This window comes from Streptomyces sp. NPDC047971 (assembly GCF_040653355.1).
Classification (GTDB): domain Bacteria; phylum Actinomycetota; class Actinomycetes; order Streptomycetales; family Streptomycetaceae; genus Streptomyces.
Genome location: NZ_JBEZNW010000005.1, coordinates 1 through 25,099, shown reverse-complemented (window position 1 = coordinate 25,099; position 25,099 = coordinate 1). Strand labels below are relative to the sequence as shown.

General features: G+C 72.4%; 22 protein-coding genes. 4 read left to right on the top strand and 18 right to left on the bottom strand.

Going from position 1 to position 25,099, the window contains the following annotated elements:
• Complete coding sequence (locus tag AB0D99_RS06920) at positions 1-2,202, top strand: family 16 glycoside hydrolase (RefSeq protein WP_362357762.1); 2,202 nt, start codon at positions 1-3, stop codon at positions 2,200-2,202.
• Between the two features lie 49 nt (positions 2,203-2,251).
• On the opposite strand, the gene AB0D99_RS06915 is transcribed toward AB0D99_RS06920, so the two are convergent.
• Both AB0D99_RS06915 and AB0D99_RS06910 read right to left on the bottom strand, forming a co-directional pair.
• The gene (locus tag AB0D99_RS06915) at positions 2,252-4,051 is read right to left on the bottom strand and encodes a SpoIIE family protein phosphatase (protein WP_362357760.1); all 1,800 of its coding nucleotides are present in this window, start codon (positions 4,049-4,051) and stop codon (positions 2,252-2,254) included.
• Positions 4,052-4,131: 80 nt separating this feature from the next.
• Complete coding sequence (locus tag AB0D99_RS06910) at positions 4,132-6,213, bottom strand: SpoIIE family protein phosphatase (protein WP_362357758.1); 2,082 nt, start codon at positions 6,211-6,213, stop codon at positions 4,132-4,134.
• A 314-nt stretch (positions 6,214-6,527) separates the two neighbouring features.
• Between AB0D99_RS06910 and AB0D99_RS06905 the strand changes: the two genes are divergently transcribed.
• On the top strand, positions 6,528-6,773 hold the full coding sequence (locus AB0D99_RS06905) for a DUF6400 family protein (RefSeq protein ID WP_362357756.1): 246 nt from the start codon (positions 6,528-6,530) through the stop codon (positions 6,771-6,773).
• The gene (locus tag AB0D99_RS06900; protein WP_362357754.1) at positions 6,757-6,984 is read left to right on the top strand and encodes a hypothetical protein; all 228 of its coding nucleotides are present in this window, start codon (positions 6,757-6,759) and stop codon (positions 6,982-6,984) included. Before AB0D99_RS06905 ends, AB0D99_RS06900 begins: the two co-directional genes overlap by 17 nt.
• A 3-nt stretch (positions 6,985-6,987) precedes the next feature.
• Here AB0D99_RS06900 and hypE read toward each other — a convergent pair whose 3' ends face one another.
• The 16 genes from hypE to AB0D99_RS06820 all read right to left on the bottom strand — a co-directional run bounded on the left by hypE (position 6,988) and on the right by AB0D99_RS06820 (position 23,475).
• Positions 6,988-8,028, bottom strand: a complete 1,041-nt coding sequence (gene hypE, locus AB0D99_RS06895; RefSeq protein ID WP_362358158.1) for a hydrogenase expression/formation protein HypE — start codon at positions 8,026-8,028, stop codon at positions 6,988-6,990.
• 37 nt (positions 8,029-8,065) lie between these two features.
• Positions 8,066-9,205, bottom strand: a complete 1,140-nt coding sequence (gene hypD, locus AB0D99_RS06890; protein ID WP_362357752.1) for a hydrogenase formation protein HypD — start codon at positions 9,203-9,205, stop codon at positions 8,066-8,068.
• Entirely contained in the window at positions 9,202-9,519 is a 318-nt protein-coding gene (locus tag AB0D99_RS06885) for a HypC/HybG/HupF family hydrogenase formation chaperone (protein WP_362357750.1), read from the bottom strand. The genes hypD and AB0D99_RS06885 overlap by 4 nt, the downstream gene beginning before the upstream one ends.
• A 10-nt stretch (positions 9,520-9,529) precedes the next feature.
• The gene (hypF, locus tag AB0D99_RS06880) at positions 9,530-12,145 is read right to left on the bottom strand and encodes a carbamoyltransferase HypF (RefSeq protein ID WP_362357748.1); all 2,616 of its coding nucleotides are present in this window, start codon (positions 12,143-12,145) and stop codon (positions 9,530-9,532) included.
• Positions 12,142-12,837 carry a hydrogenase nickel incorporation protein HypB gene (gene hypB / locus AB0D99_RS06875; protein WP_362357746.1) on the bottom strand — a complete coding sequence of 232 codons (696 nt, stop codon included), beginning with the start codon at positions 12,835-12,837 and terminating at the stop codon, positions 12,142-12,144. The genes hypF and hypB overlap by 4 nt, the downstream gene beginning before the upstream one ends.
• A gap of 2 nt (positions 12,838-12,839) precedes the next feature.
• Positions 12,840-13,235, bottom strand: a complete 396-nt coding sequence (locus tag AB0D99_RS06870) for a hydrogenase maturation nickel metallochaperone HypA (protein ID WP_362357744.1) — start codon at positions 13,233-13,235, stop codon at positions 12,840-12,842.
• A gap of 169 nt (positions 13,236-13,404) precedes the next feature.
• On the bottom strand, positions 13,405-13,545 hold the full coding sequence (locus AB0D99_RS06865) for a hypothetical protein (protein WP_362357742.1): 141 nt from the start codon (positions 13,543-13,545) through the stop codon (positions 13,405-13,407).
• Positions 13,542-14,057, bottom strand: a complete 516-nt coding sequence (locus tag AB0D99_RS06860) for a hydrogenase maturation protease (protein ID WP_362357740.1) — start codon at positions 14,055-14,057, stop codon at positions 13,542-13,544. The genes AB0D99_RS06865 and AB0D99_RS06860 overlap by 4 nt, the downstream gene beginning before the upstream one ends.
• Positions 14,054-15,451 (bottom strand): hypothetical protein, encoded by a 1,398-nt coding sequence (locus tag AB0D99_RS06855; protein WP_362357738.1) that lies wholly within the window; start codon positions 15,449-15,451, stop codon positions 14,054-14,056. Before AB0D99_RS06855 ends, AB0D99_RS06860 begins: the two co-directional genes overlap by 4 nt.
• Positions 15,448-16,086: a DUF6084 family protein gene (locus tag AB0D99_RS06850; RefSeq protein WP_362357736.1), complete on the bottom strand. Its 639-nt coding sequence runs from the start codon at positions 16,084-16,086 to the stop codon at positions 15,448-15,450. The genes AB0D99_RS06855 and AB0D99_RS06850 overlap by 4 nt, the downstream gene beginning before the upstream one ends.
• On the bottom strand, positions 16,083-16,739 hold the full coding sequence (locus tag AB0D99_RS06845) for a DUF5947 family protein (RefSeq protein WP_362357734.1): 657 nt from the start codon (positions 16,737-16,739) through the stop codon (positions 16,083-16,085). The genes AB0D99_RS06850 and AB0D99_RS06845 overlap by 4 nt, the downstream gene beginning before the upstream one ends.
• A complete protein-coding gene (locus AB0D99_RS06840; RefSeq protein WP_362357732.1) occupies positions 16,736-17,296 on the bottom strand; it encodes a hypothetical protein in 561 nt (186 codons plus the stop codon). The genes AB0D99_RS06845 and AB0D99_RS06840 overlap by 4 nt, the downstream gene beginning before the upstream one ends.
• Complete coding sequence (locus AB0D99_RS06835) at positions 17,293-19,077, bottom strand: nickel-dependent hydrogenase large subunit (RefSeq protein ID WP_362357730.1); 1,785 nt, start codon at positions 19,075-19,077, stop codon at positions 17,293-17,295. The genes AB0D99_RS06840 and AB0D99_RS06835 overlap by 4 nt, the downstream gene beginning before the upstream one ends.
• Positions 19,078-19,167: 90 nt before the next feature.
• Entirely contained in the window at positions 19,168-20,250 is a 1,083-nt protein-coding gene (locus AB0D99_RS06830) for a hydrogenase expression protein HypE (RefSeq protein ID WP_362357728.1), read from the bottom strand.
• 57 nt (positions 20,251-20,307) lie between these two features.
• Positions 20,308-22,008, bottom strand: coding sequence for an enoyl-CoA hydratase-related protein (locus AB0D99_RS06825; RefSeq protein ID WP_362357726.1), 1,701 nt, complete (start codon positions 22,006-22,008; stop codon positions 20,308-20,310).
• 225 nt (positions 22,009-22,233) lie between these two features.
• Positions 22,234-23,475, bottom strand: a complete 1,242-nt coding sequence (locus AB0D99_RS06820) for a serine hydrolase domain-containing protein (protein ID WP_362358157.1) — start codon at positions 23,473-23,475, stop codon at positions 22,234-22,236.
• Between the two features lie 500 nt (positions 23,476-23,975).
• Between AB0D99_RS06820 and AB0D99_RS06815 the strand changes: the two genes are divergently transcribed.
• Entirely contained in the window at positions 23,976-25,034 is a 1,059-nt protein-coding gene (locus AB0D99_RS06815) for a hypothetical protein (RefSeq protein ID WP_362357724.1), read from the top strand.
• Positions 25,035-25,099 lie beyond the last annotated feature (65 nt).

Sequence of the window (25,099 nt, the reverse complement as noted above, 5' to 3'; positions counted from 1 at the left end):
ATGAGACACAGAGGCGCGAGGCTGTGGGCGGCGCTGCTGGCCGCCGTGGCGATGATCGTGGGGCTCACCTCGGCGTCCGCCTACGGCAGGTCCGACGACGCCCGACGTGACGCCGCGGCCCAGGTGCTGACCTGGAAGGCCGGCGACCCCATCGACCGCTATCTGGAGTTCCCCACCACGGCGGTGGCCGGACCGACGACCATCGTCTTCGAGAACAGCGCGGCCACCGGCAACACGACCGGTATGCCGCACACCCTGACGTTCGACGTCTCCGACCCCGAGTACAACAACGACGTCCCGCTCAACATCCTGGCCAACCCGAACGACGCCGACGGCGGCCGGCACACGGCCGAGGTGACGCTGACCCCGGGCCGGTACCTCTTCAAGTGCACGATCCCCGGCCACGGCCAGATGCAGGGGATCCTCACCGTCACCGAGGGCGGCGGCGAGGACACCACCGCGCCCGAGACGACCGCGAAGGTCGACGGCGACCGCAACGCGGACGGCGCCTACGTCGGCCAGGCCACGGTCACGCTCGGTGCCACGGACGCCGGTTCGGGCGTCGACAAGGTCGAGTACGCGGTGGGCGCGGACGGCCCCTGGCAGCCGTACACCGTCCCGGTCGTCGTCGACCAGGTCGGCGCCCACACGATCCGCTACCGGGCCGGCGACAAGGCGGGGAACACGGCCGCCGAGAAGACCGCGTCGTTCACGGTCGTCGCCCCGCCCACCGACGACACCACGGCGCCGGAGACCTCGGCGACCGTGACCGGCGAACAGGACGACCAGGGCCGCTACCTCGACATGGCCACGGTCACGGTCACCGCGTCCGACACCGGCTCGGGGGTCAACACCATCGAGTACGCGATCGGTGACGGCGCCTGGAAGCCGTACACCGCCCCCGTGATGGTGCACGAGGCGGGCGCCCACACCGTCCGCTACAAGGCGACCGACAAGGCCGGCAACGCGGCGGCCGAGAAGTCCGTCGCCTTCACCGTCGTGACCCAGCCCGACCCCGACACCACCGCGCCCGAGACCTCCGCCTCCGTCGCGGGCGTGCGCGACTCCGACGGCGCGTACATCACCAGCGCCACGGTCACCCTGTCGGCGACGGACGCGGACTCGGGCGTCGACCGGATCGAGTACTCGCTCGACGGCGGCCCGTACCTCGCGTACACCACACCGGTGATCGTCGACCGCGTCGGCCACCACACGGTGCTGTACCGGGCGACGGACAAGGCGGGCAACACCTCCGCGGCGGAGAACACCGCCTTCACCGTCGCCGAGGGCGGCGGAGTGCCCGCGCCGGACTGCCCCGAGTTCGACGAGCGGGCCACCGTCATCGTCGGGACCGTCGACACCGGCGTGCCCAACCGGATGACGAACCGCCGCTGCACCGTCAACGAGCTCATCGAGGACGAGAAGGACTGGTCCTCGCACGCGCTCTTCCTCAAGCACGTCGACACGGTGATCGACCGGCTGCTCGCCGACGGTGTCATCGACACCCGGGAGCACAAGAAGATCTACCGCGCCGCCAAGCAGTCGGGCATCGGCAAGCCGGGCCACACGGAGGGCTACCGCGATCTGTTCGACGGCACCGCGGCGACCTTCTCGAAGTGGCAGCACGTCGGCGGCGGCAGCTTCGCACTCGGAGCGGACGGGGCCATGACCAGCAGCACCACCGTGCCGGGCATGGGCATGCTGTGGTTCCCGCAGCGGCAGTACGGGGACTTCTCGCTCAAGCTCCAGTGGCGCGACGACGCACCCGGCGCTGCCAACGCCAACGGCGGTGTGTTCGTCCGCTTCCCGTACGTCCACGGCAACCCCGAGGAGTCCCGCCCGGAGTGGGTCGCGATCAAGTACGGCCATGAGATCCAGGTCCTCGACCGGCCCGACGGCGACATGTACAAGACGGGTTCGGTCTACGGCTTCGACCGGGTCGGCCTCGCCGGCGCCGGGGTGACGCCCAAGGGCACCTGGAACGACTACGAGATCCGCGTGGAGGGCCAGCACTACTCGGTCTTCCGCAACGGCAAGCTGATCAACGAGTTCGACAACACCGGTGGCCAGGTCTTCCAGCCGCCGCGCGGCGACGACCCGGGCACGGACGGCCGGCGGTACGCCTCCGGCTACATCGGCCTCCAGGTCCACGGCACCACGGACGTCATCTCCTACCGCAACATCCGGGTGAAGGAGCTGTAGTCCGCGAGGGGCCCCTCTCCCCCTGGGGAGAGGGGCCTCGTGCGTCCGGTCAGTCGGGCAGGTTCTGCTCCGCCCAGACCACCTTGCCGGTGACGGTGCGACAGGAACCCCACCTGCGGCACAGCATGTTGATGAGCTGGAGCCCCCGGCCGCCCTCGTCGCTGAGGTCCGCGTGCTGGATCTGCGGCAGGTCCGGCCCCGTGTCCGACACCTCCACGACGAGGCGCTCGCCGCGCAGCAGGCGGAGCCGGCCGGGCCCGTTGCCGTACCGCAGGGCGTTCCCCACGAGTTCGGAGACGACCAGTTCGCAGACGTCGGCGAGCTCCGTCAGGTCCCACGCGGCGAGCTGGTCCGTCACCAGGCCCCGGGCGACGGAGGCGGCGCGCCCTTCCGTGGGCAGCTGCCACTCGCTCAGGTCGCTCCAGGTGCCCTCGGCGGTCGTCGCGACGAGCAGCACGGCCTCGTCGAACCGGGAGGCGTCGGCGGGGGCGCAGTCGATGAGGCCGCCTCCTTCGAGAGCCTCCGGCTTCAGGCCGCCGGCCGCCCACCGCAGGCGCTCCAGCTGGTGGTCCAGGTCCTCCCGCCGGGACTTGACCAGGCCGTCGGTGTACATGGCCAGATGGCCGCCGGCCGGGACCTTCAGCCGGATCGGGTCGTACGGGATCACTCCCGCCCCGAGCGGCGCGCCGGTGGGCACGTCGACGAACTCGGCGGCGCCCTGCCCGTCGAGGAGCAGCGGGGGCAGGTGTCCGGCGCTGGCCAGCGTGTAGGTGGAGTCGGCCGGGTCGAAGACGGCGCAGAGGAAGGTGGCGACCTGCTCGTCCTCCAGGTCGCGCGTGGCGAGGTCGAGCCGGCCCAGGACGCGCTCCGGAGCCATGTCCAGGGTCATCAGGGTGCGGGCGACGGCCCGCAGGCGCCCCATGGTGGCCGCGGCGGGCAGCCCGTGGCCCATGACGTCGCCCACCATGAGCGCCGTGCGTCCGCCGGGCAGCGCCATCACGTCGTACCAGTCGCCGCCCACCCCGTGGTGGGCCGACGAGGGCGCGTACTCGGCCCGTACCCGCAGTCCGGGTGTCACCGGGGTCGCGCGCGGCAGCAGACTGCGCTGCAAGGAGACGACGTGCGCACGCTCGCGCCCGTACAGCCGCGCGTTGTCGATGTAGACGGCCGCCTGGGAGGCGAGCTGCTCCGCCAGCGCGAGGTCCGTGGAGGTGAACGGCCGTGTTCCGGGGCCGCGTACGAAGTCCGCGCTGCCGAGCAGCAGCCCGCGGGCGATCAGCGGCACCGCGAGGTAGCTGTGCACCCCGGCGGCGCGCATCTGCGCCGCGGCGCTCTCGGTCGGCGCGACCTTGATGAAGTCGGCGTCCCGCATCCGGCTCACCAGCACGGGCCTGCCCTGGCGCAGGCAGTACCGGTGGAGCAGCGTCTCGTGCGCCTCCTCGGCCCGGACGAAGGTCTCGCCCACCGGCGTGGGTTCCAGGGAGGACAGTTCGTCGACGGAGCACAGCGCGATGGCCCGCATGAGCGGGACTCCCGTACCCGTCCACCGGGAGCCCTCGTCACCCCGCAGGACGCTCTCCAGGATGTCGACGGCGGCTCCGTCGGCGAAGCCGGGGACGGTGAACTCGGCGAGCTCCTGGGCGGTGCGCTCCAGGTCCAGGGTGGTGCCGATCCTGGACCCGGCGGAGTTCAGCCACGCGAGTCGGCCGCGCGTGGTGAGCCTGTCGAGGGGGACCTCGCCGCCGCTCCCGCGGAGCCGGCCGCGGGCACCGGCCGAGCGGAGGAACGCGGCGCCCTTCCCGGCCGAGGCACGGCTGGTGAGGCGCCGTCTCCCGTTGCCACCGTTCACTCGTTCGGCCTCCAGACAGGAACTCGACCGCTGTTGGTGCACATCATGCACCGGCCTTCCGTGGCTCGACGGACCGGATGCTAAGGGGACTTGGTCACAGGGGGCGTCATGCGGGCCGCGAGCACGGTGATGTCGTCGTCGGCCGAGCCGGGCACCAGGCGGGTGATCAGGGAATCGCAGACGTGGTCCAGGGAGGTCTGGGGTTCGGTGAGCAGGCGCGTCAGATCGGCGAAGCGTTCGTCGAGATCGGTGCCGCGGCCTTCGATGAGACCGTCGGTGAAGAGGATCAGGACGCTGCCCGCGGGCAAGGTGAGTTCGGTCGTCGTGAAGTCGACCCCACCGACGCCGAGGGGGACCCCGGACGAGGTCGCGGGGATGTAGGCCCTGCCGTCGGGCTCCAGGACGGCCGGCGGCGGGTGGCCGGCGCGGGTGATGGTGCAGTGGCCCGTGACGGGGTCGCAGACCACGTAGAGGAAGGTGGCGAGCATCGGCTCGGCGAGATCGGCGAGGGTGGCCTCCAGTTGGTGCAGCAGGTCGACCGGGGGCATGTCGAGGCGTACCAGGGCCCGCACGGTCGCCGAGAGGCGGCCCATGACCGCGGCGGCGGCGATGCCGTGCCCCATCACGTCACCGATGGCCAGACCCGCCTTGCCGCCGGGGAGCGGCAGCACGTCGTACCAGTCGCCCCCGACCTCGTTGATGTCGCTCGCGGGCAGGTAGCGGTGGGCGATCTCGATGCCCGGCGGCGGTGTGAGGTGCTGCGGCAGCATGCTGCGCTGCAGGACGACGGCGGTCTCGTGCTCGTGCTGGTACAGGCGGGCGTTGTCGATGCTGACGGCGGCGCGGGTGGTGAGCTCGCCGGCGAGGGTGACGTCCTCGGAACCGTACGGCGCGCCGGGCCGGGTGCGGCAGAACGTGGCCACGCCGAGAACGAGGTCGCGGGCGATCAGCGGCACCATCATGAACGAGTGCACCCCCTTGCCGACCAGCTGGGCGGGCACGCTGGAGTACCGGTTCACATGGGCGAGCGACTGCTCGTCGAGGTGGGCGATCAGATACGGCTGGCGGGCCTTGATGGCCTGGGTGTAGGGGGCCCCGGCCGGGAAGGTGAGCGTGCGGCCGAGCGGGGCGAGGAGGCGCGTGATCGCGGTACCGGCCAGCGGCGCCTTCCCCAGCCTGCGCACTTCGACGCCGCCGGCGAGCCCCGGGCCCGGTTCGTCGCCGCGGGCGAGGCTGTCCAGGATGTCGACGGTGACGGCATCCCCCAGCTGCGGCACGGCGAGGTCGGCCAGTTCCTGGGCGGTGCGTTCCATGTCCAGACTGGCTCCCATGCGGGAGCTGGCCTCGCTCAGCAGCGCGAGCCTGCGCCGTCCGGCCTCCGCCTCCACGTGGTCCCGGTGCTGGGCGGTGACGTCGACGAGGGTGGCGACCACGCCGATGGGCAGGCCGCTCGGGTCCTGCATCCGGACGTACGAGCAGGACCAGACGTGGTCGTGGTCGGGGTCGGCCGGGGTCCGGCCGGTGCGCTGCCGGTCCAGTACGGGCTCGCCGAAGGCCAGGGCCTGACGCATCGCCTCCTCGATCTCGCCCGCGTTGACGTCGGGCAGCAGCTCGCTGAGGCGCCGTCCGACATGGGCGGACTCCGTCAGACCGTTCATCTCCTCGAGCGCGGGGTTGACCCTCAGGAAGCGGAGCTCGGTGTCGAGCAGGCCGATGCCGACCGGCGAGCGGGCGAACAGTCCGTCCCAGACCGCCGAGGTTCCGCGGATCCGGCGGGTCGTGTGCGCCTCCGCGGCGAAGATGAGTACCGCTGAGGCGCCGCGGCGCCGGTCGGGGACGGGGCAGGCCCAGATCTCCAGCTCCAGCGGGTAGTCGTCGTGGTGCCAGGCGGTGACCGTACCCATCACCCCGCGCCCGGTGGACGCCGTCTCCCACAGGGAGCGGCCGAGGCTGCGGTCGGCGCCCGGATGCAGCAGCTCGGAGATGTGCCGCCCCACGACCTGCGGCGGGGCGTAGCCGAGGAGCTCCTGGGCGCCGTGGTTCCAGCGGACCACCGTCCCGTCGGCCGCGGTGGCCACCTGCGCCACCGCGAGGGAGCCCAGCCAGCCGCCGGCGTGCTGCGCGGCCACGCTGATCAGCTCCTCGATCGGATGCTCACTCACCGGCGCCCTCCCTTCACGCTCAGGGACCGGTCGTCGCCTCGGGCGCGACCGGCCGCACGATGCTTCCGCCGTGGTCCGGACGACCCGCGGTCGCGCTTCCCACACCCCCATCGTCGCGCCGGAGGCCCGACGGCGCCCCCGTACGGACCGGCGTCACCGCGCGCGGCGGCCCGCCGAGCGGGGACGGGACCGGCGAGTCTGTCCGGTTTCCCATGAGATGCGCCACAGTCTCCACAGGCCCTCCCCCCTTCCGCACCCGGCGCCCGCTCTGGTAGACGTGGCGAATCCTGTTCGATTCCGCCGAAAGCACCGCCATGAGCCACACCCCCGACCACGTCACCTTCACCATCGACCTCACCGCCGAGGAAGCCCGCCGACGGGCCGAGGTCGTCGCGGCCCTGGGACCCGACTGGGACCCCGTGGCCGTCCTGCGGGAGGAGGAGGCCGCGTACGCCCTGCTCTACTCGGGTCTGGACGCCGAGCAGCAGCGGATCCACGACATGCTGGTGGCGGCGGGCGTGCTGCCCGGACAGGAGCCGGGCCGTGCGGCTTCCCATTGACCCCCACGCCGACCGGGCCCGCCGCGCCTGGGTGGCCTGCCCGGGCTGCGACGACGCCCGCGACTGCGCGACCTGCACGGACCGGCGCAACTGCGCGGAGCACTGGCGCTACCTGATCGCCAACAAGGGGCCCAGGGTCCATCTGCAGTGCCCGAACTGCACCCACACCTGGACCCTCGACACCGCCCGCGACCGCCGCGCCCGGGGCTGACCCTCAGCAGATCCGGGGCAGCTGCTCGCCGAGCGGCATGTCCACCACCCGCGTGCCACCGAGACCGGTACGGGCGACCACCATGCCCGGGTGCGCCTCGACGGCCTCCCCGATCACGGCCGCCCCGGCTCCCAGCGGGTGCGCGCGCATCGCCGCGAGCACGGCGTCGGCCTGCTCGCGCGGGACGAAGGCCACCAGCTTCCCCTCGTTCGCCACGTACATCGGATCGAGGCCGAGCACCGCGCAGGCGTTGGCCACCGGAGCGGGCACGGGGACGGCCCGTTCCTGGAGGACGACCCCGGTGCCCGACGCGGCCGCGATCTCGTTGAGGGAGGCCGCGAGGCCGCCCCGGGTGGGGTCGCGCAGCACGTGCAGGTCCGGCGTGACCGCGAGCATCGCCTCGACCAGTCCGCCGAGGGCCGCGCAGTCGCTCTCGATCTCGACACCGAACTCCAGGCCCTCGCGCACACTCATGATCGCCACGCCGTGGACGCCGACGGGGCCGCTGACGATCACCACGTCGCCGGGTACGACGCGCTGGGGGCGGAGGTCGACCCCGGGCGGGATCAGACCGATTCCGGAGGTGTTGATGTACACGCCGTCGCCGTGGCCCGCCTCCACCACCTTGGTGTCGCCGGTGGCCACCTGGACGCCCGCCGCTCGGGCCGCCGCCCCGAGGGCGTGCGCCACCCGGGTCACCACCTCGGTCTCGACGCCCTCCTCCAGGATGAACCCGCAGGACAGGTAGGCGGCGCGGGCACCGCTCATGGCGAGGTCGTTCACCGTGCCGTTGACGGCGAGGTCGCCGATGCTGCCTCCGGGGAAGAACAGGGGCCGCACGACGAAGGAGTCGGTGGAGAAGGCCAGCCGGGCGCCGCCCAGTTCGACGGTGGCCGCGTCGGTGGTGACGGAGAGCGCGGGTCCGCCGAAGGCGGGCGCGAAGACCTGTTCGACCAGTTCCGCGGAGAGCGCGCCTCCCCCGCCATGGCCCATCACCACGCGCGACTGGTCCCGCAGGGGCGCCGGGCAGGTCCAGGAGAGCATGTCGGGCGCCTGGTCCGCAGGGGTGACGCGGGTGAGATCAGACAACGGAACTGCCCTCCAGGGCCGTGGACTTCACCGACGGGATGCCGAGGTCGAGCCGGCGGTAGAGGTAGTACGCGGCACACGCCCCCTCGCTGGAGACCATGGTCGCGCCGAGCGGGGAGCGGGGCGTGCAGGTCGTGCCGAATGCCTCGCACTCGTGGGGCTTGAGCAGCCCCTGCAGGACCTCGCCACTGCGGCATTCGGCCGGCTCGCGGGTGTCGATCCCCTCGACGGAGAACCGCTGCTCGGCGTCGTACGCGCGGTACCGCTCCGAGAGCCGCCAGCCGCTCCGCGGGATGACGCCGATCCCGCGCCACGCGCGGTCGGTGACCTCGAAGACGTCGTCGAGCATCGCCCGGGCGGCCGGGTTGCCCTCGGGCAGCACGGCGCGCGGATAGGCGTTCTCGACGGTGTGCTCCCCGCGCTCCAGTTGGAGCACGGTCCGCCGCACGCCTTCGAGGATGTCCAGCGGTTCGAAGCCGGTGACGACGATCGGCACCCGGTGGCGTTCCGCCAGTTCGGGGTACTCCTCCGTGCCCATCACGCTGCACACGTGCCCGGCGGCGAGGAACCCCTGGACGCGGCAGTCCGGCGAGTTCATGATCGCCTCGATCGCCGGGGGCACCCGGACGTGCGAGACCAGCAGGCTGAAGTTGCGGATGCCGAGCTTGCGCGCCTGGTACACCGTCATCGCGTTGGGCGGTGCCGTCGTCTCGAACCCGATGCCGAAGAAGACCACGTCGCGGTCGGGGTTCTGCTCGGCGATCCGCAGCGCGTCGAGCGGCGAGTAGACGACCCTGACGTCACCCCCCTGCCCGCGGACCTGGAAGAGGTCACGGCCCGTCCCGGGCACCCGGAGCATGTCCCCGAACGAGCAGAAGATCACTCCCGGACGGGACGCGATCTCCAGCGCCTTGTCGATCACCTCCAGCGGCGTCACGCACACCGGACAGCCCGGTCCGTGGATCAACTCCACCTCAGGTGGCAGTAGTTGGTCGATGCCGTGCCGGATGATGGTGTGCGTCTGACCGCCGCAGACCTCCATCAGCGCCCAGGGCCTGGTCACCGTCGCCCGGATCTCGTCGAGCAGCCGGCGGGCCAGCTCGGGGTCCTGGAACTCGTCGATGTACTTCACCGCGTCACCTCTCCGGCGAGGCCGTCCTGCGCCGGCCGCTCGCCGCCCGTCGCTTCGGCGGCCTCCCACGGGTCGCCGAACTCCTCCTGGAGCATGCCGAGGGTCTCGAACAGCTCCAGCGTCCTCCTGGCCGACTCCTCGTCCAGACGCTGCAGGGCGAACCCGACGTGGACGATGGCGTACTCCCCCGGCTTCAGGTCCGGCAGATACTCCAGGCACACCTCCTTGACCACTCCGCCGAAGTCGACGGTGGCCATCCGGGTGCCGTCCCGGTCCTCCACGTCCAGCACTCTTCCGGGTACCGCCAGGCACATGGGTGTCTCCTCACTGTCGCTCTCGTCGTGGTGTGCCGGAGGCCGCCCGGTCGGTGACCCGCGCGGCCACGACGAGCTGGCCGAGCGCCAGACCGCCGTCGTTCGGCGGGATCAGGCGATGGCGCAGCACGGTGAAGCCGTCCTCCCGCAGGCCGTGGGCGCAGGCCGAGGAGAGCACCGTGTTGGCGAACACTCCCCCGGTCAGGGCGACCGTCCCCACACCGGTCTCCTCGCGGGCGGCGGCGCAGACCGTGCGTACGAGCCGTGCCACGGCACGGTGGAACCGCGCCGCGACGAGGGTCGCGGGGGTGCCGTCGAGCACGTCGGCGGCCACCGCCGTCAGCAGGGGCGCGGGGTCGGCGGTGAGCGGGACCCCGGTCCGCCGCGCGCCCCACCGGAAGGCATAGCGTCCGTCCTCCGCCGCGCCGGGTTCGCGCAGGGCCGCGGCCTCCAGCTCGATGGCGGCCTGCGCCTCGTATCCGGCGTGGTGGCAGATTCCCGCGAGGGAGGAGACCGCGTCGAAGAGGCGCCCCATGCTGGATGTGGGCGCGCAGTTCAGCTCGCGCGCCAACTGCCTCTCAAGTACGGCGAGTTCTCCGGGCTCACAGGCGCGCACGCAGGGCAGCGCGGGATCGGCGGCGAGGCCGGCGGCCCGCAGATGGGCCAGGGCCATGCGGTAGGGCCGTCGCACGGCCGCGTCACCGCCGGGCAGGGGTACGTAGGCCAGGTGCGCGAACCGGGAGAACCCGGCGTAGTCCGCGACGAGGAACTCCCCGCCCCAGACGGCGCCGTCGAGCCCGTAGCCGGTGCCGTCGAAGGCCACACCGATCACGGGCCGCGTGCCGTCGAGGCCGTTCTCGGCCATCGCCGCCGCGACGTGGGCGTGGTGGTGCTGCACCGGGACGACGGGTCTGCCCGCGGCATGCCGCCGGGCCCAGCGAGTGGACCGGTAGGCGGGGTGGCGGTCCGCGGCGAGCAGCCCGGGGCGTACTCCCGTGACCGACTCCAGCTGCCGCTCGGCGGAGTCGAGGGCGAGCTGGGTGGCCAGGTCGTCCATGTCGCCGATGTGGGCGGAGAGCCATGCCTGGCGTCCCTCGCCGAGACAGAAGGTGTTCTTCAGATCGCCGCCCACGGCGAGCGCGGGGGCGACGTCCACGGGCAGGGTGACCGGCAGCGGGGCGTAGCCGCGGGAGCGGCGCAGTGTCAGCTGCTCGCCGTCGCAGACTCGGACGACGGAGTCGTCGCAGGGCACGTGGATGGGACGGTCGTGCAGCAGCCAGGCGTCCGCCAGGCCGGCGAGCCTGGTCAGGGCCTCGGCGTCGTCGGTGACGATGGGCTCGCCCGACAGGTTGCCGCTGGTCATCACCAGCAGGCGGGGCCCCGCCGCCGGGTCCGGCGCGCCGAGTCCGAGGAGCAGATGGTGGACGGGGGTGTACGGGAGCATGACGCCGAGGTCCGGGCTGCCCGGGGCCACCGCCCGGGCGGGCGCGGCCCCTTCGCGCGGCCGGGCGTCGTCGCGGCGCCGCAGGAGGACGACGGGCCGGACGGTGCCGGCGAGGAGCTTCCGTTCGAGCGGACCGAGGTGGACGAGGGGCTCGATGTCGGCGAGGTCCGCCGCCATGAGCGCGAACGGTTTGTCACCACGCGCCTTGCGACGGCGCAGTTCGGCGACCGCGTCGGCGTTCGTCGCGTCGCAGGCCAGGTGGTAGCCGCCCAGGCCCTTGACCGCGAGGATCGCGCCGGCCATGAGCATCCGGCGCGCGACGGCGACCGGATCGGCACCCGCATCGGTGAGCGTTCCGGGGGCGTCGCGGTCGGCACACCAGCCGGGGTCCGCTCCGGTGCCGAGGTCATCGCGGTCGGAACGGACGCCGGGGTGCGGGGCCGCGCCGGTACCGAGGTCGTCGCGGTCGGAACGGACGCCGGCGTCCGCGCCGGTGCCGAGGTCGTCGCCGTCGGCACGTGCGCCGGCGTCCGGGGCCGGGCCGGTGCCGGGGAGGCCGGGGCCTCCTCGTGCCAGGACCAGCCTCAGGCGGGGGCCGCAGCTCGGGCAGGCGACGGGCTGTGCGTGGAAGCGCCGGTCGGCCGGGTCCGTGTACTCACGGGCGCACTCCGGGCACATCGGGAAGTCCGCCATCGTGGTGTGCACCCGGTCGTACGGCAGACCGGTGACGATCGTGAACCGCGGGCCGCAGTGGGTGCACGTGATGAAGGGGTGGAGATGACGTCGGTCCGCCGGGTCCGCGAGCTCGGCGAGGCAGTCGACACAGGTGGCCGTGTCCGGGGGGACGAGCGTACGGACGGCGCCGCCCTGCCGGGAGGGCACGATCGTGAACCCGCTGCCCCCGCTCACGGTCATCTCGGCCGCCTCGACCGACTCCACCCGCGCCAGCGGCGGCGCGTCGCTCGCGAGCCGGGCGCAGAACGCGGCGACGTCCTCGGCGGCGCCCTCGACCTCCGCGACGACTCCGTCCGTCGTGTTGGTGACGTGGCCGGACAGCCGCAGCCCGGTGGCGAGGGCGTAGACGAAGGGCCGGAAGCCCACGCCCTGCACGACACCGCGCACGACCACGCGGCTGCGCGCCGCGGCCGTCTCGGGTGCGGTTCCGGGCCGCGCCGTGGTCACGCGCCGGCCTGGGCCATCACCGGAGTGTGGACGCGGTTCCCCTCGGCCGCGGCGAGGGCCCGGTCCAGGAGCGCTCCCGCGCCGCGGCCGTCGCGTACGGAGCTGAGCACGACCTCCACACCGGGGTTGACCTGCTGCACGTGGGCGCGGAAGGCCGCCTCGTCGAACTCCGCCGCCTCGGCCATGTCCGTCTTCGTGACGATCACCAGCTGCGCGAGACCGAACGCCGTCGGGTACTTGAGCGGCTTGTCCTCCCCCTCGGTCACCGAGGCCAGCACGACCCGGAGGGATTCGCCCAGGTCGTAGCCGGCGGGGCAGACGAGGTTGCCGACGTTCTCGACGAAGAGCAGGCGTGTGGATTCGGGCAGCCAGTCGTGCAGGTGCCGGGCGACCATGTCGGCCTCCAGATGGCACAGGCCGTCGGTGAGCACCTGCTTGACGGGGACTCCGGAACGGGCCAGACGCCGGGCGTCGTTCTCCGTGGCCAGGTCGGCGGTGAGCGCGGCGACGCTGACGCCCCGTTCGCCGGCGAGCCCGAGTTCGCGTTCCAGCAGGGCGGTCTTCCCGCTCCCCGGGCTGGACAGCAGGTTGACCACGGTGGTGCCGCGGGCGCCGAGTTCGGTGCGCAGGATCTGGGCCGCGGCCTCGTTCCTGGCGAGGACGGCACGCTGGAGGTCGACGGCTCGGCACATGCTCAGTTCTCCTCGGTGATCGGTTGGCGATCGCGGTCGCTCGCCGCTTCGGGGTCGGCCCAGCGGACCTCCCGGATCCGCAGTTCGCGGCCGGAGACGAGTGCGTCGGCTGCGGCGCCGCAGCCGGGACAGAGCAGCTCCGGCGGCATGCCGACCGCCCACACCTCCGCGCACGACGCGCAGCGCGCGGTGCCCGGGACGGTGCGGGTGATCAGCTCGGCGCCCTCGACGACGGTGCCGGCACAGGCGAGGTCGAAGCAGAAGGCGAGGGCGTCGGGGACGACTCCGGCCAGTTCGCCCACGTCCAGCTCGATGCTGCTGACACCGACGGCCCCGCGGGACGTCGCCGCGGCCTCGACCTGGTCGACGACGGCGACCGCGAGGGACATCTCGTGCATCGGTCTCCGTCCTGGGCGCGGGGGTGGGCCTCGGGCGCCATTAGAGGCCGGGCGGCCGGGCGGGCCCGCCCGGCGCGCCGGGACCGTACTGCGGTGTCGTCCGTTCGGTGCAGCCGCTCCCGCGCCCATCCGGCCCGCGCCACGGCCCGGACCGCCCCGCCCCGGAGGGTCACATCCTGCTGATGCGCAGGTAGCGGCGCAGGTCGGGGAGGACTCCCGCGACGACGGCCACGACGGCCAGGGCGGCGGTGACGGCGGCGGTGGCGCCGAGGACGCTCTTGTGCATGGGGCTCTCCGTTTCGGTCTTCATACGGCGGCTTCCTGGCGGACCAGTTCGGTGACCATGCGCACGGCCTCGGGCACCGCGGCGGCGACCTGCGGGCTGAGCCCGATGCCTTCGTCGAGGTGGGCCGGTTCGCAGCCGACGACGTGGATGCGCCGTGGTGGTGCGGCTCCGGTTCCCGCGCACAGGGTGTCGAGCAGGGCGAGGACGGTGTCGGGCGTCATCCGGTGGCCGTCGATCGGGGCGGGCGGCTCCGTGGACGTCCGTTCGCCGGATGCCGAGGCGTCGATGAGGTACAGCGTTCCCGGTTCGCCGCCGCGGGCGGTGACGTCGACGAGGACGAGGGTGTCCCAGCCGTCGAGGAGCTGGTAGGCGAGGTGGACGCCGCGGACTCCGACATCGGCCAGCTCGACGGTCGGCGGCAGGTCCTCCCGGGTGAGCCGTCTCAGGGTCTCGACCCCGAAGCCGTCGTCGCCGAGGAAGATGTTGCCGACGCCGGCCACCAGGGTGCGCCCCTTCGCGGGCGCGGCGCCGGTCACGCGTCCTCCGGGAGCGCGACCTCGTCGGGCTGGAAGTACAGGAACCGGCCCTGTTCGCGGCGGATGTCGGCGCCCGGGTCGTCCTCCACCGTCACGGCGATGTGCACCCCGCCGTCGACGTCGTGCAGGACCGCCTCGACCAGGGCCGCGCGGCCGTCGAGGAACAGGTCCTGGGCGTCGGTGCGGCGCAGCCTCGGGCGCAGGACGACCCTGCTGCCGGCGCGGACCGCGCGCCCGTCGACGAGGACGTGGTCGCTGCCGGGATCGACGCCGGTGTCGCCGCCCGGGTCCCACCAGGGGGTGTCCGGTTCGAGGACGTTCCCGGCGGGTGCCTTCGGCCCGGTGACGCTCTGGAGGCTGCGTACGGCTCCGTGCAGGCGCTCCAGGACCTCGGGCGGCATCGTGTCCGCGAGGTCGATCACCGCGGCGGCGCGGTCGTCGGTCCCGCGGGCTTCGCGCTTCTCCTCGTCGGTGAGGGCGGCGGTGCGCAGGGCGAGGATCTCGTCGATCTCGGTGGCGTCGTAGAGGGCGCCGGGGCTCTCGGGGGCGATGGCCGGATGGTCCTCCAGGATGATGGGGGAGGAGAGCATCAGGTCGTCGCGGCCGGGTTCGCCGGCGAGGACGGGCCAGGTGTGCAGGTTGCGGCAGCCGGCGACGGCGCCCTTGGCCCATTCCGGCGGGTCCGTCATCGAGAGGAACGATCCTCCGTCGAGGCGGAGCAGCGTGTGCGTGGCGACGAGGGAGTACGGCAGGGCCGCGTGGCGGTCGGCGCCGGGCTCCGCGGTCCACGTGCTGGTGTTCTCCACCATGACCGAGAGGCGCTGGACCCGGTACGGGCCGTCGAGTTCGGCCGCCGAGATCCTCAGGGTGCCGCTGATCTCCTCGCGCCGGCGCAGCAGCCGGCCGAGGGCGCGTCCTTGGGCGTCGGTGACCTCCTCCGTCTCCTCGGCGGCGGGGAGGGTGAAGGGCAGGGCGGTGCCGTCGCCGCCCAGGTCGGCGACCGGGACGACGAGGGTGATCCGCTCCTCGACGCCCTCGTCCCAGGGGACCAGGACCCGGTCGTCCAGGCGGAGTTCGCCGGTCGGGACATGGGTTCCGTCGGGGCGCAGTTCCTCGACGGCACGGCGCTGGGCGCGCAGGAAGCGGACCTCCACGGCGAGTTCGGCGCCGGCCCTGGGCTCGATCAGGCACTCGGTGTGCTGGAAGGCGTGCTCCTCGGAGGCGGCGCTCCAGGACGGTGGGACCAGGACCCCGAACTGCCAGCGGAGCCGGTTCTTCGCCGCGGACGCGCGGTACGGGTAGAGCACGTACCCCTCGAAGAGGACGGCGTCGGCGACGTGCCGGGCGACGGCGAAACGTGCCTCGGTGCCGGGGGTGAAGGCGACGGTGGTCATCGTGTCCTCTCCCCCGCCGCTTCGAGCAGGGAGTCGACGGTGGCCTGCCAGGACGGCAGGGCGCGGCGCGAGCGGTAGGCGAGCAGGGCGTCCATCGCGTCGCCCGGGAGCCGGATCCATCCGCAGCCGGGGAAGTGCTGGTCGATCATCTCCCGCCAGACCTTCACGGGCATCCGGTGCGCGACCTCCCTGTCCCAGGGCACGGGTTCGACGTGGAAGCCGCCGGCTCCGGTGAAGGCGGTGCCGGAGAAGAGCAGGAGCAGCGGTACGTCGCCGTCGGAGAGTGCCCGGAGGTAGCGGGACGCGGCGATGTCGGTGTCGTAGGTGCACGGCACGACGAGGTCGGTCTCGATCTCGCCGGTGAAGCCGGGCACCATGACGGACGCGTGCGCGAACTGGACCGGGTTGAGGCTGGTGCCCCACCGGGAGCGTTCGCCGAAGAGGTCGCCCAGGGCCTCGGCCTCGTGGTCGTCGTAGCCGCGTCGGGCGGGTTCGATGCGGATCTGGCAGCGCAGCGCCATGGCGTGGACCCGGGTGCCGCCGGTCGCGGTGATCCGCAGCCGGAACACGAGGGTGGGGCCGGCCGCGTAGGGGTCGGCGCGGACGTCGGTGCAGCTGAAGGAGAACTCGGTCACGGCCGGCTCCCCTGCGGCTCGCTCGCCAGGTCGCGTACGCGGGTGAAGAGGGCGTCGAGGTCGGCGCGCGCCTCGGCGCCTCCGTCGAAGCCCTGCCAGAGCAGTCGCATGCGGCCCACCAGTTCGTAGCAGATGTCGATGGGCACGAGGAAGCACTCGGTGCGGCCCTCGTGGCGGCGCAGCAGCAGGGCCTCCACGTCGGCTTCGAGGTGGGCGGCGAGCTGTGTGGCGTCGAGGACGGAGCGCCAGGCCGACTCCTCCAGCTCGCTCTCGGTGGCGCCGGCGGGGCTCGGATAGAGCGCCACCGGCCGGTCGAGGGCGGAGTTGTGGAAGAAGAAGGCGACCGAGACGGGGATCCGCAGCGTCTCCCACGTCCGGTCGTCGATCCGGTGCCCGGGGTCGCTCAGGAAGCGGCCGGGGACCGCGCGGAAGCGGCCCTGGGAGCCGGCGGAGCGGTCCATGAGCTGCGAGCACGGGCCGCAGGCGCAGACCAGGGCCCGCTTGTCGACGTCCACCAGATGGGGGTGGTGCTCGCCCGCCAGCCGGGCCCCGCACATCTCGCAGCGTTCCTCGCGGGGCGGACGCGGGGTGGTGAAGCGGCGCAGTCCCGTCGGGCGCGGAGCGCGGACGGTGCCGTTCGGGGGCCCGTTCACGAGGCGGTGGCCGATGAGCGGCCGTCCGCGCCCGCGAGCGACGGTCGGGGGCCGATCTGGAGCAGCGCCGGCTCGCGCGGAGCGGCGGTGTCCACCTGCACGTCGGTCACCTCGGGGGCGAAGCACGCGAGGGCGTCCACGGCCGCCTGCCGGACGGACTCCTGGGTGCTGGGGCAGCCACAGCCGGACGAGGCGGTGACCCGCAGCCTCAGCACCCCCGTCGTGTCGTCGAATCCGGCGATCTCCACGGGCTGCGACAGGGCCGAGAGGGCGCGGTCGACGCGGGTCGGCGCGTCCTCGGGATGCAGTCCGTGCAGATTGAGCAGGCTGGCGACGAGTTCGTCCGCGAGCAGCGGTCCGAGCGGGTCGGCGGGCGGACGGGCGGCGGGGCGGCCGAGGAGGTCGACGACGCGGGCGAGCCCGGTGCCGTAGAACTCCATGAGGACGCGGACGACCTCCTCTGCGGCCGCGTGCGCCTCGGCGTCCCCGTTCTCCGCCAGCCGGTCCAGGACCTCCTCGACCCGTCGCCCCGCCTGTTCGGCGGTGGTGGCGCTCATCCGGCCAGACCGCTCAGACCGGTGGGCACGTGCATCTGCTTCACGGTCCTGCCGTTGCCCGTGTACATGTGCACGCCGCACGGCAGACAGGGGTCGAAGCTGCGCACGGCGCGCATGATGTCGATGCCCTTGAAGTTCTCGGGCGTGTTCTCCTCGAAGATCGGCGTGTTCTGCACGGCGTCCTCGTACGGTCCCGGGGTGCCGAAGGTGTCCCGGGTGGAGGCGTTCCACGGCGTGGGCGGGTACGGGTGGTAGTTGGCGATCTTGCCGTCGCGGATGACCATGTGGTGCGACAGGACGCCCCGGACGGCCTCGGTGAAGCCGACGCCGATGGACTCGTCGGGGACCTCGAACTTCTCCCAGGTCTGGGTGCGTCCGGCGCGGACCTCCTCCAGGCCCTTCTCGGCGCAGTGCAGGGCGACGGCCGCCGCGTACGCCTGGAAGTAGGTCCGGGCCCGGTTGCGCTCCAGGGCGTTGCTCCACTGCGGGATCTTCCACTCGAAGGTGGTCTCCGGCTTGGTCATCGTGCGGGGCAGGTTGATGACGACGCTGTGCCCGGTGGCCTTGACGTAGCCGATGTCGACGAGGCCGGACAGGGCGGTGGACCAGAGGCGGGCGATGGGACCGCCGCCGGTGTCCAGCGCGAGGTGGTCCTTGCCGTCGAACCACCGGGGGGACATGACCCAGCTGTACTTGTCGTCGAAGTTCCGCTTCTGCGGGGCCGGGATGGTGTGCTGGTTCCACGGGTGGCGCGGGTCGACGGGGTTGCCGAGCGGGTCGTGCGTGACGAACTGCTCCTGGCCCTGCCAGTCCTCGTAGTACGAGCTGCCGAGCAGGATGCGGATGCCGAGGTTGATCTCGGTGAGGTCGTTGGTCACCAGCTTGCCGTCGACGACGACGCCCGGGGTGACGAACATCTTCCGTCCCCAGTCGGTCATGTTGGCGTAGGTGAAGTCGCAGTGCTCGGGGTCGTTGAGCGCGCCCCAGCAGCCGAGCAGGACACGGCGGCGGCCGACCTCCTCGTAGCCGGGCAGCGCCTCGTAGAAGAAGTCGAAGAGGTCGTCGTGGAGCGGCACGACCCGCTTCATGAACTCGACGTACCGCATGAGCCGGCTCATGTAGTCGGTGAAGAGCTGCACGGACGCGACCGTGCCGACACCGCCGGGGTAGAGCGTGGAGGGGTGGACGTGACGCCCCTCCATCAGACAGAACATCTCCCGGGTGTAGCGGCTGACCTGCAGCGCCTCGCGGTAGAACTCGCCCTCGAGGGGGTTGAGGGAGCGCATGATGTCGGCGATGGTGCGGTAGCCGTGTTCGGCGGCGTGCGGGGCCTCGGTGCGCTCGGCGAGCTCCAGGACCCCGGGGTTCGTCTCGCGGACCATCTTCTCGCAGTAGTCGACCCCGACCAGGTTCTCCTGGAAGATGTTGTGGTCGAACATGTACTCCGCGGACTCACCGAGGTTGATGATCCACTCGCCGAGGTGCGGGGGCTTCACTCCGTACGCCATGTTCTGGGCGTACACCGAGCACGTGGCGTGGTTGTCCCCGCAGATGCCGCAGATGCGGCTGGTGATGAAGTGCGCGTCGCGGGGGTCCTTGCCCCGCATGAAGACGCTGTAGCCGCGGAAGACGGAGGACGTGCTGTAGCACTCCGCGACGCGCTTCTGCTTGAAATCGATCTTGGTGTGGATGCCGAGGCTGCCCACGATCCGGGTGATGGGGTCCCACGCCATCTCCACCAGTCCGGAGCCGTCACCCGTCGTCTTCGCCGGAGATGCCATGGTCGTTGCGGTGCCCTTCGTGAGCTCTTCGACTTCGCGAACAGTGGGATGGATGGGGGGTCTTGCGGGGGTGGTGCGGTGACCGTCGGGTCACCAGGGCGGCCGGTAGCCGGTGGTGATGCGCTCGCCGGTGTGCCGCCACTTCGGTTCCTTGTCCACGGTCTTCGCCGTGATGGTCCGCAGCCGGCGGATGACGGAGCCGTAGACGCCGCTGGCGGTGCTGGAGACCTTGCCGCCGGGAGGCTCGTCCATGAACGGCATGAACTTGTCCGGGAAGCCGGGCATCGTGCACGCGATGCAGATGCCGCCGACGTTCGGACAGCCGCCGACGCCGTTCATCCAGCCGCGCTTGGGGACGTTGCACTTGACGACCGGTCCCCAGCAGCCCAGCTTGACCAGGCACTTGGGCGAGTCGTACGTCGAGGCGAACTGGCCCTGCTCGTAGTAGCCGGCCCGGTCGCAGCCCTCGTGCACGGTCGCTCCGAAGAGCCAGGTCGGACGGAGCTTGTCGTCCAGCGGGATCATGGGGGCGGAGCCGACCGCCTGGTAGAGCAGGTAGGTCAGCGTCTCCGCGAAGTTGTCGGGCTGGATGGGACAGCCCGGCACGCACACGATGGGGATGCCGGCCTGGGACTTCCAGTCCCAGCCGAGGTAGTCGGGCACGCCCATCGCGCCGGTCGGGTTGCCCGCCATGGCGTGGATGCCGCCGTAGGTCGCGCAGGTACCGATCGCGACCACCGCGAGCGCCTTGGGCGCCAGCCGGTCGATCCACTCGCTGGTGGTGATGGGCTGACCGGTCTCCGGGTCGTCGCCGAAGCCGCACCAGTAGCCCTCCTGCTTGATGGCCTCGTTCGGGATGGACCCCTCGACGACCAGCACGAAGGGGTCGATCTCGCCGCGCTCTCCCTTGAAGAACCACTCGATGAACGTGTCGGCGCCGCCCACCGGTCCGCACTCGAAGTCGATCAGCGGCCAGTGGACCGCGATCCTCGGCAGTCCCGGCAGCCCGGCGAGGGCGATCTCCTCGATGCTGGGCTGCATGGCGGCGGTCAGGGCCACGGAGTCGCCGTCGCAGCTCAGACCCGCGTTGATCCAGAGGATGTGGATCGGCTTCTCTTCGCTGCCGGGAGCGGCACCCTGGTCCTCGACCGGGGTCGGCGTTACTGCGCTCATGAGTCGCCTCCTGAGGAGGGATGGGGCGAAGGGCCTCCATGCGGGCCCACGTCTTGCTCAACAGTCGGCCGATCCGGCCGCGTCCGCACCTGGGCCGCCCGGGGACGGCGCACGCGCGGCCTCCTTTCGGGCGAAGGCCCGGCGCAGTGCGTGGTAGGGCGCGGCGGGGTCGTCGAAGGTCCGCCGCATCCGGACGAGCTCCTGCTCACGGTGGGCGGCAAGGGGAGTGTGGGCCTCGCGGCGCTCGCGCTCCGCCTTCTTCTCCGCGACACGCAGCGGGAGGCCGGGACGGGATGCCAGGTGAGCGGCCAACCGGGTGATTTCGTCGGCGAACTCCGCCGGTCCGCAGTCGACCAGCCGGTCGACCAGGCCCATGGCGAGCGAGGCCGCCGCGGAGACCGGCCGGGCCTCCTCGGTGAGCCGTGCCGCCAGGGCGGCCCCCACCTTGCGCGGAAGGGTGTGGGTCCAGTACTCCGATCCGTACAGGCCCATGCGCCGGTAGTGCGGATTGAGCACCGCACCCGACCGGCACCAGACCTCGTCCGCGGCGAGGGCGAGCATCACGCCGCCCGCGGCGGCGTTGCCGCCGATCGCGCTGACGACGAGCCGGTCGGTCGTGGTGAGGACCGCCTCGACCAGGTCGTTCATCGCGTTGATGTTGGCCCAGGACTCGGCGGCCGGGTCGGCCGCGGCCTCGATGACGTTCAGGTGGATGCCGTTGGAGAAGAAGTCGCGCTGCCCGCCGAGCACGAGGACGGAGGTGGGGCGGGTGAGGGCGGCCTCGTAGGCGGCGAGCAGGCGGCGGCACTGGTCGGTGCTCATCGCCCCACCGGGGAAGGCGAAGGACAGCGTCCCGACCGGTCCCCGCTCCCGGTAGCGGATGTCGGACCAGGTCCGCCCGCCCGGCACCGCTTCCACCGGCGCCGGCAGTTCGGGGATGTCGGGCAACCGCCCCGCGAGGGCCATGGTGGCGGGGAGCTTGCAGGCGCGCGGCCGGCCCGCGCCGGTACGGGCCCGGAGCTCGGGGATCCACACCGCGCCGTCCACGGTGGCGCGGCAGACCGCGCCGGCCCGGGTGGCGAGCAGCTCCCCGGGGCGGCCGCGCAGACCGTCCTCGGGGTGACCGCCGTGCAGGAACCACTCGGCGCCGAGCAGGTGGTCACGGACCCCGGGCTGTGAGTCGGCGGCCCGCAGGATGCGCAGCACGGTCTCGGTGGTGTCGTCGGCCCAGGAGATCGAGCGCTGTTCCTGACGGAGGGCGGGACGGGCCCGGATCGCACCCGTCTGCGGTTGCGGCGTGCCCCCGGCGGCGACCCGCTCGACGGCGAGGAGCACGGCGGTCACGGCGGCGTCGGACAGCTCGTTGCGGTACAGATCGCTCTTGCCGACGCGCGGTACGCGGAACGTGACGGAGGCCCAGGCGTCGCCCGCGTCCATCTCCTCCACGGCCTGGAGGACGGTGACGCCCCACTCGTCGACGCACTCCTGGACGGCCCGGTCGAGCGACGAGGGACCCCGGTCGCCCACGGGGCCCGGGTGCACGATCAGACAACGGTGCGCGGTCCAGACGTCCCTGGGCACGGCGGCCTTGAGCATGGGTGCGACGACCAGGTCGGGCGCGTGGCGTGCGACGGCCTCCCGCACGGCGGGTCCGTCGGGCGTGACCTCCACGGGCACGGTGTGCCCGCGGTCCCGCAGCTCGACCAGGACCCGCTGAGTGAGGCTGTTGAAGCTGCTGGCGATGAGCAGGATGCGCATGGCGGCCCTTCCGGGTTGCTGGGGACGGTACGCCCCCAGGGAAGGGCGGTCCACCGAACCGTCAGCGATCATCCGGCACCGCCGGCCGCGGGCGTGGGCGGCGGAGCCCTCACCTCACCCGTTCGGGGCGTGCGTCCCACCGATTGGCGGGCGGGCCTCGACACGGTCACCGGGGGCGGCGACGCCCGTGCGCCCGGGCACCGGCGTCGCGCGCCCCCGTCCGTCTCAGCGACGTTCGGGCAGGTCCTGCTCCGCCGTCGGCGGCGTGGCGAACCCGCGGGCCGTCGGCGGCTTCTTCCCGCAGAACGCGGCTTCCAGGGTCCCGCCGAGCGCCGTGTTCGCGGCGCCGCGGTTCGAGGTGTTCGCGGTCGCGGCGAGGCTGCGCCGGCCGTCACGCGTCGCGAAGGCGTAGGTGTAGAAGCCCTGCACGGTGCCGGTGTGGCCGAACACCTGGGTGCCGCAGGACAGGTCGTAGCGGCGCAGGCCGAGCCCGTAGAAGCGCGTGCCGGTGGTGTCGGTCGGGGTGACCGTGGTCATGGCCTCCGTCATGCGGGGCGAGAGCAGCCTGCCGCGCATCAGGGCGGTCATGAAGGTGTTCAGGTCCGCGGGGTGGGAGATGACGGCGCCTGCCGACTGCGCCCAGGACGCGGTCTGTTCCGTGGAGTCCACGACGGGGGCGCCGGCCTCGTCCGGATGGAGGTAGCCGCGCACGTGGACTCCCTTGATCCGGGTGTCGGGGTGCACGTAGGAGGTGTTGCGCAGTCCCAGGCGCTTGATGATGCGGCGCTCGTACTCCTTGGCGACCGGGTTGCCGGTGGCGTGCTCGATGAGCATGCCGACCACCACGAAGTTCGTGTTCGAGTACGCGTAGGCGGCGCCGGGCTCGACGGTGCGCGGTTCGGCGAGGGAGAGGTCGACCAGCTCCTGGTGGCCGAACACCCGGTTCCGTACGGCCTCGAAGCCGGGAACCGTCCGCTCGAACATCTTCTCCGTGTAGTCGGGCAACCCGCTGCGGTGCGTGAGGAGGTGACGTACCGTGATCCGCTCGTCGGGCAGCAGAGCCGGCAGGTACCGGTTCACGGGGGCGTCGAGTTCCAGCTCGCCCTCGTCCACCAGCTGCAGCAGGACGACGCTGGAGAAGGTCTTGCTCACGCTGCCGATCCGGAAGCGTGCCGTGGTGTCCATGGGCGCGCCCGAGACGCGGTCACGGACCCCCACGGTCCGTGACCTGGCGCCGTCGGGGCCGGTGAAGCGGGCCATCGCTCCCGGTGCGCCGTGGGCCATGGCCGCCTTCAGCGCACCGACCACCCCCTCCATGTCCGGTGCGGGAGCGGCGCGTTCGGTGGTCGTGGCGGGGGCGGCCGGGTGCGAGGGCGCGGCGGACGCGGCGGCGGGAGCGAATCCGGCCACGAGCGCGGCGATGACGGTGGCGCTCGCGACGAGACGTCGGTGGGGCCTGGGTGGCAGCTTCACTTCTTCGGCTTCTCTTCCTGGTCGTGGTGCCGGTGCGACGCAGGGGCCGGGGTATGAGGCAACGCGTCCCGAAGGCTCGATCCATGCGCAGCTTCCGGCCCCCAGGGATCAGTAGTCTCAACGCGTCGACAAGGCTCCCGACACGCAGAGTCGAGCCTGTCGTGGTTCCGATCGATGTCCGACGCGCCGCGACGGCTGGCCGTTACTGGCCGAGCATGGCCAGCTTCGGGATCGAATTTGAGCCAATCCCGACCAGAAGGATCGTTTCATTCTGTACAAACTGGTCTGATCGAAGTCCGTGGGCGACAGCACCGGATTGCGGATCGGACGGGATGGGAAGGTTCGTGGCGCTCCATGGCGGGAATTGCTCGACCTCCGCCCCGGGCGGCAGTGGACCGTCGGCCTCCGGCACCGAGCCCGGTCGGCCGTGACGACCTTCGACAGTACGGCGCGCTCACGTCCTCGCTTGGTGCCGACAGGGAGGTAGGGATCCCATGACAGTGCAGGACATCGAACTCCCGACACTGCGGATGCCGTACCCGGTGCGGGTCAATCCGTACCTTCCGGCCCTGCGCGAGGAGGCCGAGACGTGGGCGCGCGAGATGGGCATGGTGGCCGGCGGCGACGCCCCGGGCGGCCACCGGGCGATCTGGACCCGGTCGCAGTTCCACGCCATGGCCGTCGACCAGTTGACGGCATGGACCCTGCCCGACGCCTCTCTCGCCGACCTCCGGCTCAATCACCGGTTCAACCTCTGGGCTCTCGCCTGGGACGACTACTTCGCCTCCGCCTTCAAGCAGACGGGGAACCTCGCGGGAGCGCAGGTCTTCACCGCACGTCTGCACGGCTTCCTGCCCCAGGAGCCGGGCGCCCGGCTGCCGGAGCCGGTCAACGCCGTGGAGAGGGGCATGGCCGACCTCCAGCGGTGCCTGTTCCCGCCAGGGCTCGCGCACTGGCGACAGGGACTGAACCAGGCACTGGCCAAGTACATCGACGCGGGAGTCCAGGAACTGGCCAACAGCCTCACCGGCCGCGTCCCGGACCTCATCGAGTACGCCCAGTTCCGCCGGGAGAGCTTCGCCGCGTACACCGCCCCGTACTCCGTGGAACTCGCCACCGGCGCCCGGATCCCCGAACGGCTCCGGCAGAGCCGCACGGTCTGCGCCCTGCTCGACGCCTTCATGGACTACATGGGACTCGCGAACGACATCGCCTCCTACCAGCGCGAGGTCCATGACGAGTACGACGTCAACAACCTCGTCGTGGTGCTCGAGACGTCCCTGGACATCACGGTCCAGGAAGCCATGCATGCGGCCGCCGATCTGGTGACCGCCCGACTGGCCCACTTCGAGCACCTCACGCGGAGCGAACTGCCCGCGCTCGTCCAGCAGACCGGGCTGAGCCACGGCGAACGGATCGCACTCGACGCCTGGCTCGACGGAGCCCGAGGCTTCCTGTCCGGTCTGCACGCCTGGTACACCGGAGCCCCTCGCTACGCCCCCGTGGGCGGACAGATTCCCGAACAGCGGACCACCGGCGTGACCGTGCGCTGAGGCTGCGCGGACGAGGCCGGCGCCCGCATCACGGCCGAGGGGCTGCCGAACCGTGCGGTTCGGCA